This is a genomic window from Streptomyces sp. NBC_01363, from assembly GCF_026340595.1.
Taxonomy (GTDB): Bacteria; Actinomycetota; Actinomycetes; order Streptomycetales; family Streptomycetaceae; genus Streptomyces.
Genome location: NZ_JAPEPF010000003.1, coordinates 171,571 through 185,649, shown reverse-complemented (window position 1 = coordinate 185,649; position 14,079 = coordinate 171,571). Strand labels below are relative to the sequence as shown.

The 14,079-nt window shown below is 68.1% G+C and carries 12 protein-coding genes and 4 pseudogenes; 6 read left to right on the top strand and 10 right to left on the bottom strand.

Translation table 11 applies throughout. The features are described 5' to 3' along the window. Positions 1 to 38: 38 nt before the first annotated feature. Positions 39 to 497 (bottom strand): annotated as a pseudogene (locus tag OG611_RS40570) (transposase); the annotation flags it as partial. Between the two features lie 50 nt (positions 498 to 547). Here OG611_RS40570 and OG611_RS40565 point away from each other — a divergent pair. Continuing rightward, positions 548 to 2,629, top strand: coding sequence for an ISAzo13 family transposase (locus tag OG611_RS40565; RefSeq protein WP_266425261.1), 2,082 nt, complete (start codon positions 548 to 550; stop codon positions 2,627 to 2,629). A 15-nt stretch (positions 2,630 to 2,644) separates the two neighbouring features. On the opposite strand, the pseudogene OG611_RS40560 reads toward OG611_RS40565, so the two are convergent. The 3 genes and pseudogenes from OG611_RS40560 to OG611_RS40550 form a co-directional block, all read right to left on the bottom strand. Continuing rightward, positions 2,645 to 2,902: pseudogene (locus OG611_RS40560) on the bottom strand (transposase); the annotation flags it as partial. A 38-nt stretch (positions 2,903 to 2,940) separates the two neighbouring features. Continuing rightward, positions 2,941 to 4,518 carry an ISL3 family transposase gene (locus tag OG611_RS40555; RefSeq protein ID WP_266425263.1) on the bottom strand — a complete coding sequence of 526 codons (1,578 nt, stop codon included), beginning with the start codon at positions 4,516 to 4,518 and terminating at the stop codon, positions 2,941 to 2,943. Positions 4,519 to 4,579: 61 nt separating this feature from the next. Continuing rightward, the gene (locus OG611_RS40550; protein ID WP_266425266.1) at positions 4,580 to 4,831 is read right to left on the bottom strand and encodes a hypothetical protein; all 252 of its coding nucleotides are present in this window, start codon (positions 4,829 to 4,831) and stop codon (positions 4,580 to 4,582) included. 13 nt (positions 4,832 to 4,844) lie between these two features. Between OG611_RS40550 and OG611_RS40545 the strand changes: the two genes are divergently transcribed. Next, positions 4,845 to 5,852, top strand: coding sequence for an IS30 family transposase (locus tag OG611_RS40545; protein ID WP_266425269.1), 1,008 nt, complete (start codon positions 4,845 to 4,847; stop codon positions 5,850 to 5,852). Here the strand turns inward: OG611_RS40545 and OG611_RS40540 are convergent. From OG611_RS40540 to OG611_RS40530, 3 genes are all read right to left on the bottom strand, one after another. Beyond that, positions 5,762 to 6,424: a transposase gene (locus tag OG611_RS40540; RefSeq protein WP_266431470.1), complete on the bottom strand. Its 663-nt coding sequence runs from the start codon at positions 6,422 to 6,424 to the stop codon at positions 5,762 to 5,764. The genes OG611_RS40545 and OG611_RS40540 overlap by 91 nt on opposite strands. Before the next feature lie 561 nt (positions 6,425 to 6,985). Next, positions 6,986 to 7,819: a transposase family protein gene (locus OG611_RS40535; protein WP_266425272.1), complete on the bottom strand. Its 834-nt coding sequence runs from the start codon at positions 7,817 to 7,819 to the stop codon at positions 6,986 to 6,988. A gap of 58 nt (positions 7,820 to 7,877) precedes the next feature. Further along, complete coding sequence (locus tag OG611_RS40530; RefSeq protein ID WP_266425275.1) at positions 7,878 to 8,360, bottom strand: hypothetical protein; 483 nt, start codon at positions 8,358 to 8,360, stop codon at positions 7,878 to 7,880. 327 nt (positions 8,361 to 8,687) lie between these two features. Here OG611_RS40530 and OG611_RS40525 point away from each other — a divergent pair, with 327 nt between their 5' ends. Next, the gene (locus OG611_RS40525; RefSeq protein ID WP_266425278.1) at positions 8,688 to 8,855 is read left to right on the top strand and encodes a hypothetical protein; all 168 of its coding nucleotides are present in this window, start codon (positions 8,688 to 8,690) and stop codon (positions 8,853 to 8,855) included. A gap of 61 nt (positions 8,856 to 8,916) precedes the next feature. Continuing rightward, positions 8,917 to 9,159: a hypothetical protein gene (locus tag OG611_RS40520; protein WP_266425280.1), complete on the top strand. Its 243-nt coding sequence runs from the start codon at positions 8,917 to 8,919 to the stop codon at positions 9,157 to 9,159. A 1-nt stretch (position 9,160) separates the two neighbouring features. On the opposite strand, the gene OG611_RS40515 is transcribed toward OG611_RS40520, so the two are convergent. Both OG611_RS40515 and OG611_RS41025 read right to left on the bottom strand, forming a co-directional pair. Next, positions 9,161 to 9,451 carry a hypothetical protein gene (locus tag OG611_RS40515; protein ID WP_266425282.1) on the bottom strand — a complete coding sequence of 97 codons (291 nt, stop codon included), beginning with the start codon at positions 9,449 to 9,451 and terminating at the stop codon, positions 9,161 to 9,163. A gap of 9 nt (positions 9,452 to 9,460) precedes the next feature. Then, a pseudogene (locus OG611_RS41025) lies at positions 9,461 to 9,709 on the bottom strand (ATP-dependent DNA ligase); the annotation flags it as partial. Between the two features lie 197 nt (positions 9,710 to 9,906). Between OG611_RS41025 and OG611_RS40510 the strand changes: the two are divergent. Continuing rightward, a complete protein-coding gene (locus OG611_RS40510; protein WP_266425285.1) occupies positions 9,907 to 11,709 on the top strand; it encodes a transposase in 1,803 nt (600 codons plus the stop codon). A gap of 294 nt (positions 11,710 to 12,003) precedes the next feature. Here OG611_RS40510 and OG611_RS40505 read toward each other — a convergent pair. Continuing rightward, positions 12,004 to 13,119: pseudogene (locus tag OG611_RS40505) on the bottom strand (FAD-dependent oxidoreductase); the annotation flags it as partial. Between the two features lie 53 nt (positions 13,120 to 13,172). Between OG611_RS40505 and OG611_RS40500 the strand changes: the two are divergent. Beyond that, complete coding sequence (locus tag OG611_RS40500; RefSeq protein ID WP_266425288.1) at positions 13,173 to 13,865, top strand: TetR/AcrR family transcriptional regulator; 693 nt, start codon at positions 13,173 to 13,175, stop codon at positions 13,863 to 13,865. The last annotated feature ends 214 nt before the right edge of the window (positions 13,866 to 14,079 follow it).

Genomic DNA, 14,079 nt, shown 5'->3' with positions numbered 1-14,079 from the left:
GGTCTGTCAAAGGAACGGTGTAACTCAGGTTGTTGGAGTTACTGACGGGCTGCGGAGAGGCGGCCGTCGAAGGTGATGTCGAAGGCGTTGAGTGCGGTCTTCCAGCGCATGGTCCAGCGGGCCTGGCCCTTGCCGGTGTGGTCCAGGGACATGATCGCCATGTAGACGCACTTCATCGCGGCCTGCTCGTTGGGGAAGTGGCCGCGGGCCTTGACCGCCCGGCGGATCCTGGCGTTCACGGACTCGATCGCGTTCGTCGTGCACACGATGCGGCGGATCTCGGTGTCGAAGCGGAGGAACGGGGTGAACTCTTCCCACGCGTTCTCCCAGAGCCGCACGATCGCCGGATACTTCCGGCCCCAGGCGTCGGCGAACTCGGCGAACCGCTCGAGGGCGGCCTCCTCAGTCGCCGCGGTGTAGACGGGCTTGAGGAGTTTGGCGATCTTGTCCCAGTCCTGGCGGGCGGCATAGCGGAAGGAGTTCCGCAGCAGGTGGAGCCGTACGGAAACAAGGTGTTGTCTCCGACTGGGTGTCTCGTTGACCTGGTATGGCGATTTCGGAGGGGATGCGCGGTCAACTCGCCGTGCGGTTCGAGGTGTTGTTGCCGCATCTGGACGAGCGGCAGAGGCGTCTGCTGCTGGCTGCAGAGGCGAGGTTGCTGGGGCATGGCGGTGTCCGGACCGTCGCGCAGGTCGCAGGTGTGAGCGAAACCACGGTCCGCAGGGGTGTCTTCGAGCTGGAGGCGGGCGAGGCCCCGCCGGCCACAGGACGGACTCGCAGACCGGGTGGAGGTCGCAAGCGGGCCGAGGAGATCGATCCGGGGCTGCTGCCCGCGCTGTTGGCGCTGGTCGAGCCGGATGAGCGGGGTGATCCGATGTCGCCGCTGCGGTGGACGACGAAGTCGTTGCGGAACCTCGCAGACGAGCTGGCCTGTCAGGGTCATCCGGTCTCCGCGATGACGGTGGGGCGGCTACTCAAGGACAGCGGCTTCAGCCTCCAGGCCCAGGCCAAGACGTTGGAGGGCGAGCAACACCCGGACCGGGACGCCCAGTTTCGCTACATCAACGAGCAGGTCAAACGGCATCAGGCCGACGGTGAGCCGGTCATCAGCGTGGACACGAAGAAGAAGGAGATGATCGGCCAGCTGCCCAACCCGGGCCGGCAGTGGCGGCCGAAGGGCGACCCGGTCCGGGTCGATGACCACAGCTTCTTCTCCGGGCCGACCGGCGAGGCCGCCATCCCTTACGGCGTCTACGATCTTTCGGCAGACACCGGCTGGGTCAACGTCGGCACCGACCACGACACCTCCACGTTCGCGGTCGCCTCGATCCGCCGCTGGTGGCAGGTGCGGGGCCGACTGGACTATCCACGGGCCAGACGGCTGCTGATCACTGCGGACGCGGGCGGTTCCAACGGCTACCGCTACCGCGTCTGGAAGGCGGAGCTGGCCAAGTTCGCCGCCGAGACAGGTCTGGCCGTCACCGTCTGTCACTTTCCGCCAGCTACTTCGAAGTGGAACAAGATCGAGCACCGGCTGTTCTCCCACATCACGATGAACTGGCGGGGCCGCCCGCTGACCAGCTATGAAGTCGTCGTCAACGCCATCGCCTCGACCCGGACCCGCAGCGGGCTGCGGGTCGAAGCCGAACTCGACACCGGCCGCTACCCCCTGGGGCTCGCGATCAGCAAGGCCCAGTTGAGGAGGCTGCCGATCGAGTACCACGACACGCACGGCACCTGGAACTACACCGTCCGCCCCGACGGCCCCCTCGATGAGGAGCCCGTGCAGGCCACCGACCGGGAGAAGGCCCGTCGACGTGTCCTCGACCTGCTGGCCGAGCCGGCCCTGACCGGGCTGAGCCGCGAGGAACTCACAGCCCTGACCGCGAAGATCACACCCGAGCTGGGCTCTCTGCGCGAGGACCGCCTGCACCGCAAGCGCGGCGGGCCGCGCCGCCATGCGGCCGGAGACAACAAGCGCCCGGTCCTCACCCCCGCGGACCGTGTCCTACTGAGCGTGATCTACCTGCGGCACGTGTGCTCGCAGAACCTGCTGGCCGAGATGCTGGGCCTGTGTCAGCGCACGATCGGCCCCTCGGTCAAGGAAGTGCGACGGCTCCTCCAGGAACACGGCATCTCCCTCACGCCCACCACCCTGTGCTTCTCAAGCGGCCAGGAGATCGAGGATTTCGTACGCACCGGGGCCCCGGTCACCGCCCGGCTCCAGCGCACGCATCGCCTGGCCGACCCGGCCCTGACCGGGATGGAACGCAGTGACCTCGCCTCCCTCATCGACCAACTCTCCCTCCAGCAAGCCGCTTTGATCGAGCGGCGTCGACACCAGCAGCGGGGCGGCCCACGCCAGCCCGGCACCCGCGGAGGCGTCTTCCGGCAGAAGATCACCGACGCCGAACGCCTCCTGGCCGCCGTCCTCTATCAGCGCAAGCTCGGCACCCGACAGGTCCTGGCAGACGCCTTCGGCGTCAGCCTCGGCACCCTCAACAACGCCCTCGCCGACGCCCAACCCGTCCTGCACGAAGCCGGGATCACGCTGCCGCCCGGCCCGACCCGCTTCACCACCGGCGCCGAGCTCCTGGCATCCGTCGACAGCGACACACCGACAAGTTGATTCTTTACGGCTCCGGTGGACCACGCAGGTCTGCACGACCGTGCGGGGCCAGACGTTCTCAACGGCGTCGGGCAGGCCCTTGAGCCCGTCGCAGACGAGCATGAGGACGTCGTTCACGCCGCGGTTCTTGATCTCGGTGAGGATGTGCATCCAGTGTTTGGCGCCCTCGCCGCCGTCGCCGGCCCACAGGCCGAGGATGTCCCGCCGGCCTTCGGTCGTGACCGCCAGGGCCACGTAAATGGGCCGGTTGGCGACCGCGCCGTCGCGGATCTTGGTTCTGTCGACGATCTTGTGATCCGGACGGTCGAGGCTCACCGTGTGAGCAGGACGCGTTTGCGAAGGAGATCGAGGCTGGCCCTGCCGAACATCTGGCGTTTCAGCATCTTCAGCCGGTTGATGTTGCCCTCGACGGCACCGGAACTGTGCGGCAGGGACAGCCCGTTGCGGACCGCGTCGAAGTCGCGGCGGAGGTTGCGGGCGAAGCCCGCAAGCGGAGCCAGACTGTCCCGTTCGACGTCGGTGATCCACTCTTCGAGGCGGTCGCCGTGACGACCGGTCATCATTGCGGCGAACCTCCTGATGTAAAGAGTGAGCCGGTCGAGTTCGGGATCGCGCTCACACAGCCGGTGCAGCTTGCCGGCGTCCTCGTCCCGCAGGTGCTCGGGGTGGGTCATCATCCAGGAGGTGACCTCGCGGACCGATGGAGGCTTCGGTCCCGGGTCGGGTGCGTGTCCGCGCCCGGTCCGGTAGCGCCGCAGATGCCGCTGAACAGCCAACTCGCCGCCGGGATAGCCGATTTGCTGGATTTCGCGGTAGAGCTGGGCGGCGTTCCTGACGCCCTCATTCCAGCGCCGGTGCAAGTAGCCGACGTACGGGTCGACAACATGCGCTCGTTGGAGGTTCTTGGCCACGACATCATCGGCGGAGCGGGCGTTGACCAGTTTACGGACCGTGGCCTGGTGCAGCCCGAGCTTCCGGCCGATCGCCGCCTTCGACATCCCCTGCTGCCACAGCTCATGGGCGGCAGCATGCTGCTCACGCAGCCGGATCACGATCTTCAGGTCTTTCGGTGGCTGGACCACTTCGGGCTCCACCTCCGCGTGGTCGGGGCCGGAGGCCGAGCCGGGAGGCGGTTCGGCCAGGCGGAAGCGATGGGCGTTGACCGTCTTCTCGACCGCCTGGCCGAGGTTGGCCCACAGGTGGTAGCGATCCGCGACCTGTTCGGCCTGCGGTGCCCCGACCCGAGCGCCCTCCGCGTAACCGCTGGAACGGTCCCGGCAAATGACCTTCACCTCTGGGTGATCGCGGAGCCAGGCAGCCAGGTCCTCGCCTTCGCGGCCGTCGTAGAGGTGCAGCGGCCGGTGGGTGGCCATGTCGATCAATACCGTGCCGTAGTGGCGGCCCTTGCGGAAGGCGAAGTCGTCGACGCCGAGGATCTCCACCTTGCCGATCTCCGGCTCGGGCAGAGCCCTGACCAGCCGCAACAGCGTGTCCTTTCCTACGGTGAGTCCGACCGCGGACGCCAGTCGGGCTCCTGCCCGGCCGGCCAGGGCCAGCCCGATCTGCGTCAACACCTCGCGCAGCAGCGGGGTATGCCGACTGTGCGGGGTGGTCAGTCCTGAGATCTGTTCGGCGAACGTCACCGCCGTGCAGGCAGGGTTCTCGCAGCGGAAGCGGCGCACGCACAACTCGATCACGACACCGAGCCCGCCCACGGCGACATCACGCAGCCTGCGTACGTACCGACCGTGCACCCGGGCCGAGCTCTGACCGCACCGACAGGAGCCAGTCGTCGCCCGCACCCGCGCTCTCAGCACTACCTGGTCCGGCCGCCGCTCGACCTCCTCGATCAGCAACGCGGACAGGTACGGAAACAGCTCGAGGAGCACATCACGAGAGCACGCGATGCATGATCGCGAACAGGCGGAGCAACGTGCTCAGCCGTCCGGATCACAAGATCGTCGACAGAACCCGGATCTTCACGTGGATGGCGTCGATGAAGACCACGGGATAGACAGCTTGAATTCCATCGGTGGTTGCGAACGTGCGAGGGGAGATGGTTCGCATGCCTCGTGGAGGAGCCAATCGCATGCCGTCGTCGGCCAGACGGCGGTACTTCGAGCTGCGGCGCAAGGGCCTGAAGGGGGCAGCGGCCGCCCGCCAAGTGGGCGTATCGGTGAGCTGCGGGTCCAACTGGTTCATCGATGCTGGAAGCATGATCATTCCTGACCCTCCCATCTCGCCACGCTTCCTGACCCAGGACGACCGGATCGCCATTGCCGACGGCCTGCGCGCCGGGCGGAGCCCGGTCGTCATCGCCGCCGAGATCGGCAAGAGCGTTTCGACGGTCTACCGGGAGATTGGACGCGGCCGGAAGGAGAACGGGGAGTACGAACCCTGGTGGGCACACAACCAGGCGCTCTTGCGTCGCCAACGCCCCAAAGAAGAGAAACTCCGCGACCACGGACCGCTGCGCGCGGCAGTGCGCGAGAAGCTCGACGAGAAGTGGTCCCCGCAGCAGATTGCTCGACACCTCGCACGCGAGCACCCGGACAACCCTCGCATGCGGGCCTGTCCGGAGACGATCTACCGTGGCCTGTTCGCTGGCCTTCTGGGCAAGGGTGAGGGCCGACTGCGCACCGGACGCACCCGCCGCAAGCGGCAACGCCGTGGCGTCGTCTCACCCAACAAGATTAAAAACATGACGCTCGTCCATGACCGACCCACCACGGTCAACGATCGTGAAACGCCCGGCGATTGGGAGGGAGACCTCATCATCGGACGCGCTCAGCGGTCCGCTATAGGAACCCTCGTCGACCGCACGACCCGCTTCGTTCGCCTGATCCACCTGCCGCACGGCTGGAAGGCCCAGCCGATGCGCGACGCCCTGGTCTCGCAGACCGCCGATCTGCCGCCAGCGTTGCGGCGGACCCTGACCTGGGACCAGGGGCGCGAGCTCGTCCTCCATGAAGAGATAGAGGCCCTCTCCGGCTTTCGGATCTATTTCTGCGATCCTCATTCTCCCTGGCAGCGCGGCACCAACGAGAACATCAACGGTCTGCTGCGGCAGTACTTCCCCAAGGGCACCGACCTTACGGTCCACTCCCTGCGCAACCTGACGGCCGTGGCCCGTCAGCTCAACGACCGCCCCCGAATGGTCCTGGGAGACCGTAGTCCGTCCGAGGTCATGCAAGACTGGGGCATAGCATCACAGTTTCCGTGATTCGCAATCACCGCTAGAAACCGCCCAGGGTCGAGGGGCCGGTTCTGCCACTCGGCCATGCCATCGAGGACCTTGTCGGTGATCGTGGAGATCGTCTGGCGGGACACGTCGGCGCCATAGACCTCCGCGAGGTGGGCCTGGACCTCGCCGGTCGTCAGGCCCTTCGCCGCGAGCGAGATGACCATCTCGTCCACGCCGGACAGACGCTTCTGCCGCTTCTTGACAATCCGCGGCTCGAAACTGCCTTCCCGGTCGCGCGGCACGACTATCTCGACCGGGCCGACATCGGTCAGCACGGTCTTGGCCCGGGTGCCGTTGCGTGAGTTACCGCCGTTCTTCCCGGCCGGATCATGCTTGTCATAGCCGAGGTGGTCGGTGATCTCGCCCTCGAGAGCGGACTCCAGGAGCCGCTTGGTCAGCTGCTGGAGCAGCCCGCCCTCGCCGGTCAGCTGAAGGCCCTCGGCCTGAGCCCGTCCCACCAATTCATCGATCAGCCGGTCGTCCACAGACTTCGCCGGCACCGTCTCAGACGGCTCGACGGACTCGGCCTCGGTCACGTTATTGCTGGTCATCGATGCATCTTCCATGATCGGGAGTTACACCGAACGTTTTACAGTCCCGCTGACCTGCTGTTTCCGCTCACTTACCGAGCCGATGCAGCGATCGGCCGGCCGTCATCACAGAAGTTGTGCCAGAACCCTCTGTCGCGTACAGGGCCACTACGTCATGTGTTGCGGCACTTGGCCAGTTAATCCGTTTTGCGGCCAGCCGGCATTGAGGCGCTCGGACATCGGTCACGGTGGGACGTACGGGATGTGGGCCGACTCCCACCGCCCCGACTGGGGCGTGGTTCGCACCTGGATGGATATTTACCCCGGGTGTCCCACGCGAGAGGATCACTGTCGGCTCCGCGCATCGTGTGTGGCAGAGCCCAGCTCGGCCCTTCCCTCAGAACGAGCTACACCCGAAGCACTTCACGTCATCCCGCAGCAGATCAGGAACTCCGCCACGCTGCCGGGCTGCCCGTCATTGAGCATTGTTCATCTTGAAGTTGCAGGTCACCGGGCTGGCGTGGGTCGAGGCTGGGGTGCTCGCGCTGGTCGGGGGCGTGATCGGTAGCAGGTGATCGTCCGTCAACGCTGGACCTCGGCGTTTGTCAGCACGAGGAGAGCCCGCAGAAGCATGGTCGCGTGGCGGGCGTTCATGCGGACCTTGGTGAGGATCCGCCAGTTCTTCAGATCGGCGAAGCCGTGCTCGTTCGCCGCTCGTTCGCGGCTGACCAGCCGGTTCGCCTCCTTCTGGGCGGCAGTCAGGGGATGGCCGCGGGTCGCTTTGCGGCCGGTGACGATCACCGGGTCGTCGGGATTGTCGTCCAGGCCAACGAAGCCGAGGTCGGCGAGCACCCCCAGGCCGGCCTCCCGCAGGTGGGCGGTGATCTTGTTGTGGCGGGCAGTGGTGATCTCCGAGCAGCGCCCCGGCTTCGCCGCCGAGATCCACACCAGGTTGCCGCGCTCGTCGGTCAGGGCGAGGAACAGCAGGCCGTGGGCCTTGTGTTTGCCCGAGTAGTTCGGCCGGTTGGCGTCCCCGGTGCGTCGGCGAGTACGGACGAGGGTGCCGTCGAGCAACACAACGACGCCACCCTTCCGGGCGATTTTCTTCAGGGCGCGGTCCAGGCGCGGGGCCCGCGCGGCGAGCAGGCCGAGCACTTCCAGCAGCCAGCGGCGCACGGTGGAGGCGGAGACGTCGTTGCCGCCCGCGATGTCGGAAAGCCGCTGGTCGTGGCGGAGGCCCGCCAGGACGATCAGGGCGATCCGGCCGGGCGGGAGCTTGCGCCAGCGCGAGCGGATCTTCTTCAGGTGACCGCGGACCAGGCCGGAGACCAGGTCCAAAGTGGCGCTCGACAGCGGCAGGCGGCACTGGTAGACAAGCCCTTCAGTGCCCTCGACGGGGCGGTTTTTCCTTCGCATGGACACCCCAACTCCCGTCGGGGGCCTGCACGTTACGCCGAAATCCAGCCGCGACCGGTCAGACCGGCGGCTGCGGCAGGGCAGTGAAGCGGCCGGCTGGGGTGCGGTGCAGCCAGCCCCGGTCCGCCAGGCGCCTGAGCTTGTCGCGGACCGGCTCGACCTGCCCGGGCTGGGTGCCCCTGCCGAGTTGGACGCTGACGTCCTTGGCCGGGACCGGCTCCGAAGCCGCGGTCACCATCTTCATGATCGCCTGGTAGTCGGCGGGCAGCGCGCTCTCGTCCACGCCCGGCTCGCGGTGCGGGACCAGCAGCATCCCGCCCGCACCCGGTGCCGTCGTTACCCGTTCCAACTCCTCAGCCACGGCCCGGTCGTCAGCCTGCCCGCTCCGCTCGGCCTCGATGAACTGCCCGATCACCACCTCGGAAGCCTCCAGCCGGGCCACCTCGGCATCGATCCCGGCGAGCTCCTTGCGCAGCCGCTCGGCGCGATCGGCCAGCACCACCACCCTCCGCTGCATCACCCAGACCAGAACATCCGCCATCAATAGCCCCTTCCCGCCCGTGCTTCCTCGGAGCTTACGAAGCCCTCTGGACCCGGCATCGCGATTCCGGCGAACCGGCAATGCGCCGGATGATCACCTGCTACCGATCACGCCCCCGACCGGCACGAGCACCCCAGCCTCGACCCACGCCAGCCCCGTGACCTGCAACTTCAAGATGAACAATGCTCAATGAGGTCGGCGATCAGGGGCGCGGGAGGCATCAGGCCGGTACTTGGCCTGCCGCTCACCGACTTGGTCGCCGGAGCCGAACGGCCAGCGGCCACAACCGGTACCTGGGCGTCACAACAATGACGGCCGTCGGGCTGGGTGCTGGCGAAGGCCGGCGGCGGGCCCGGCCGGGGTGTCGTGCACCTGGCCGACTGGACCGCAACGAAGCTCCGCTGGAAGCTGACCGCGGACGACAAGGAGCGGGCCGCGCTGGAGAAGCTCGCCAAGGGCTGCACAAACACCGTGAAGTACGAGGTTGCCCCGTAGCCCGAACCAATGTCAGTGGTCGGTGCGATCCTGCCCGCATGGACGGGCTGATGCGGCGCCGGTGTATGGCGCCGACCACAACGACCCCGACCCCGGCCCGCAGCCCGGACACGAATACGTGGAACTGGTCGGCGGCCCACTGGACGGGCTGCTCCTTGACGCCACCGGCTGGGCAGCTGAGGAACGAGCAACCGGGACCATGCTGATCACGGAGATCGGCGCCTGTGGTCCGGGCGGCCGAGCCGAGTACGAGCCCAGGCCTGGCACACCGGACAGGTGGGACTGGCAGGGCGACGTGCCGTAACTCACCGCATCCGGGTCACGATCAGCGTCCCATACCGGCCTGCCCCGGCCAGCACCTCGACGACCAGGTCCGTCTCCACCCGCGTGTACGTCTCCCCCTGCGTCCGGCGGTCTCCCACCACAGTCGAACTGGTCAGGGCCAACCCGATACGTGCCGCGAGAACGGGCGCCAGCCGCGCCGACAACCGGACCGGACCGCCCTCGTCCCCCACCGCGAGCGCCAGGTGGTGCGGCCGGAGCCGGGGCCCCGTGAACCCGACCACCAGTGCGTCGACCGTGTCCGCGTGCCGCACCTTGACCCACCCCCTGCGCCGTCCCGACGGGTAGCTTGCTCCGCCCCGCTTGCAGACGATTCCTTCGATGCCCTGCTCGCGCAGGGCGTCGTACCAGAGCGCGGCGACGTCCCGGTCGTCGGTTGCCGGAACTGCCTGGATCGGTGGTTCGGCATCGGCGAGGAGCTCCAGGAGGAAGGCGCGGCGCTCGGTGTACGGGCGACTTCGACAGTCACCGATCGCCGGGTCAGGGTGCTGCAGGACGTCCCAGCAGATGTAAGAGGCCGGGTACCAGGGCGCGGGCCCGGGTCACGGATGACGCGGCCCGTGACTGCGCGGCTGCGAAGTCGAGCCGGCCGTCCCGCCAGATCACCGCCTCCAACTCTGCTGCGCAATTCGCTGCGGGGGTGAGGTCGGGTCCGTGATGATCGTTCTTGAGGTCGCTTCTCTGTCGTGCGGCCGTGGAGGCGGTACGGATGTCGATGCGGCCGGTGGGGCTGCCGGAGATCCCGGAACAGACCGTGGCGGTGGCGCGGGCGGCGTTCCCGAAGGGAAGCCTGGCGATACGGGTGCGGGACCGCCTTGCGGAAGTCTTCGTCGCCGAGCCGTTCGCGGGGGCATTCGGGGTGCGTGGGGCTCCGGGGCTGTCGCCGGGGGTGTTGTCGCTGGTGACGGTGTTGCAGTTCGCCGAGGACCTCACTGATCGACAGGCTGTGGCGATGGCGGTGCGGGCCATCGACTGGAAGTACGCGCTTGGGGCGGAGCTGACGGACACCGGCTTCGATGCCAGCGTGTTGTCCAGGTTCCGGGCCCGGCTCGCGGACAACGGCATGGAGCGGGTGGTCTTCGACCGGCTCCTTGAGCACTGCAAGGACGCCGGGCTGGTGGTGGCCGGGGGCAAGCAGCGCACCGATTCCACCCATGTGATCAGTGCGGTGCGGGACTTGAACCGGCTGGAGCTGGCCGGGGAGAGCGTGCGGGCGGCGCTGGAGGCTCTGGCGGTCGCGGCGCCGATCTGGCTGGCCGGACAGATCGACGTGCCGGAGTTCGCCGAGCGGTACGGACCGAGGACCGACGGCTGGCGGATGCCGTCCTCACAGGCCAAACGCGACCGCCTCGCCCAGGTCTTCGGCCAGGACGCCCTCGCCCTGTGCCGGGCGGCCTGGGCCGAGGACGCCCCGGTGTGGATCCATGAGGTCGAGGCGGTGCATCTGCTGCGGCAGGTCCTGGTGCAGACCTACATCATCCGGTCCGATGCCCGGGGACGGCAGGTGATCAGGAAGCGGGACGCCGACGACGGCGTCCCGCCCGGTCAACTCCGCCTGGCCTCCCCCTACGACGCGGACGCACGCTGGGCGGCCAAGGGCGATGACCTGTTCTGGATGGGCTACAAGATCCACCTCACCGAAACGTGCGGCACACTCCCCAACGCCAACGCCAACGCCGACGCCGACGCCGACGCCGACGCCGACGCCGACGCCGACGCCGACGCCGACGCCGACGCCGACGCCGACGCCGACGCCGACGCCGGGTCCGGGTCCGGGGCCGGGAGGATGCCGAATCTGATCACCGACGTGCACACCACCGACGCGACCGTGCCCGACGTGAAGGCGACCGCTCCCATCCAGCAGAGCCTCGCGGAGCACGGCGTGAAACCGGCCGAGCACTACCTCGACTCCGGCTACCCGTCGGCCGACCTGATCACCAAGGCCACGCAGGACGGTATCCGCATGGTCACTCCGGTCCTTCTGGACCACTCCGCGCAGGCCAAGGCGGCCGAAGGCTTCGACAAGAACGCCTTCACCATCAACTGGAAGACCCGCCAGGTCCGCTGCCCCGCCGGGAGGATCAGCTCCCACTGGAACCCCGTCCAGCAACACGGCACAGACGCCATCGTGGTCACCTTCAGCGTCCTGACCTGCCGCGACTGCCCCTTCCAGAAGCAGTGCACCACCTCGAAGACCGGCCGTCGCATGCTCACCCTCAGGCCCGAAGAACTCCACGACAACCTCGCCAGGGCCCGCGCCGAGCAGAAGACCGACACCTGGAAGAACAAGTACGCCCTCCGGGCCGGCGTCGAGGGCACCATCAACCAGGCCCTCGACATCACCGGCATCCGCCGGGCCCGCTACCGCGGCCTACCGAAAGTCCGCCTCCAACACGCCTTCTCCGCCACCGCGCTCAACGTGATCCGGCTCGACGCCCATTGGACCACCGGGCCACTCGACCGCGCCCGCCACAGCAGGCTCGAACGACTCAGCTACCAACTCTCCGCCTGACGAATTACGCAGCAGAGTCGCCTCCCCGTCCAAAACCGTGTCTGGCCTGAGCACCATGCTGGCGACGGCCAAGTCCATCCAGTGCTGGGTGACGCCCCTGCCGGACCGGGCGTACAGCACAACGGTCTCGCCGGTACGACGCAGCACCATCCCGTGGCCGCCGTTCTCCAGACTTTGAGGTGTCTCATGAGACAGTCCAGCGGTGGTCTTGCCGGAAGGGACTGCGGCGGTGTCGTACTGTCCCGTGAAGCCATGGCGAGCTGTTGGTGCTGGTGCCCTCGCGCTGTGCAGTCGGGATGGCTGGACTTGGTCGAAGAAGGCGAGGGCTTCGGAGGGATCCGGGCTCACAAGGCGTTCCAGACCGGCCGTCGTGATCTTCGCCCACCTGCTGGCCCGTGCCCACATCTGTTCCTCGAAGGCGCGGACGACCTCGTCCAGATCTTCAGGGCCGGTGGCGATGGACTCGGCGAGTTCGGCGCCTTCCAGCATCGCGAGGTTCGCGCCGGCCCCCAGTGGGGGCATCAGGTGGGCGGCGTCGCCCAGTAGCGTCACTCCGAAGACGTGGGTCCAGGTATGGGACACGGGCAGGACGTAGAGGGGGCGGTGGACGAAGGCGTTGCCGTGGCGGAGGAGGTTGAGGACGGGAGCGGCCCAGCCGTCGAACAGAGCCAGCAGGCTCGATCGCACGGCCTCGACATCGGCCAGGTCCAGGTTCGTGTGCCAGTCCAGCGGCGCGCGGAACTGGGCGTACACCTTGGCGTGGCCGCCGCTGTTGCGCTGGGCGACGAGAGCTCGGTTCACGCCGTACACAGCCACGGAACCGTCGCCGATCAGCCGGGCGAGGTCGGGGTGGCGGGTGTCTACGTCGTCGAGGGAGGCCTCGACATAGGTGACGCCGGTGTAGTGCGGTGTCGCCGACGAGACCGCCGGGCGGATCCGGGACCAGGCGCCGTCCGCGCCGATCACGAGGTCGAACGTCTCCTGCCGCCCGTCCGCGAAGTGGACCAGTACGCCGTCCCGGGTCCCCGGCACCACCTGCGTCACGCCCCGACCCCACTGGACGTCGAGAGGGCCGAGCAGCAGGTCACGGAGTTGCCCGCGGTCGATCTCGGGGTTGGCCTGTTCATCTGGACGGGGTCGCCAGTCGCGCAGGACAGTTCCGTCCGTGTCCAGGATGCGCATGGCCTGCCCCTCGGGACGGGACAGTGCCTGGAACTCCGCCAGCAGACCGGCCTTGTCCAGTGCGAGCTGGCCCAGCCCTTCGTGCAGGTCGAGCGTGCCGCCCGGGGGGCGGGCGTCGAGGGCGGGATCGCGTTCGAGGACGGCGACGGGGTAGCCATGGCGGTGCAGGACACGGGCGAAGGTAAGGCCGGCAGGACCGCTCCCGACCACTGCGATGCGATGCGTCATGCCGATACACTGTATTAGTTCATTACGATGTATCGCAACGGTACAATGTCACCATGACTGTGTGGGACCGGCCGGAGCCGCCGACTCAACCCGTGCCGCTCGACCGGGAGCGGATCGTCGCCGCAGCCATCGCGCTGGCCGACGAGGGCGGGCTAGAGGCGGTGTCCTTGCGTAAGATCGCCGCCCGCCTGGACGCCGGCCCCATGCGCCTGTACAGATACATCTCCACCAAGGAGGAGCTGTTCGACCTCATGGTGGACGAGGTCCACGCCGAGATCCGCGCCGAGGAGCAGCCCGGTGACTGGCGGGAGGCGTTGCACGTCCTCGCCCAGCGCACCAGGCAGGCCGCCCTCCGCCACGAATGGCTGGCCGACCTTCTCGGCGGTCGCCCGGCCCTGGGTCCGAACCGCCTTGCCGTGACCGAGGCCACGCTGGCCGCCTTCGACGGCCTCGCGGACATCGACACCGTCATGCGCGCCGTGGAGACTGTCAGCGCCTACTTCATCGGCGCGACCAGGCGCGAGATCGCGAACCTGCGGGCCGAGCGCGCCACGGGCCTGTCCAAGCTCGACTGGCAGCGGGCCTCCGGCCCGCATCTGACGAGAATGCTGGCCACCGGCCGCTTCCCGGCGCTGGCCAGGGCCGTGTACGACGGCACGGACGTGGACGCCGAGGCATCCTTCGCGACCGGCCTGGACTGGGTCCTCGACGCCGTGGCCGTCAAACTCACCACGCCGCCGGCGTGACGCTTTGCTCTTGCCCGAGCGCCAGTCGTGGGCATGATGCCGGTGGTCATTCTCGCACTGCGTGCCCACGATCGACGAAACCGGCTCGACCGGGCGCATCGCCTCATCCAGCAGGATCGGCGTACCCGGAGGCACCAGACGCCGGGCGAACAGAGCTGACAGCTCTGCCTGACTCAATCCAGCGACCTGGCCGACCTTCCGTTGGTCGGTGAAG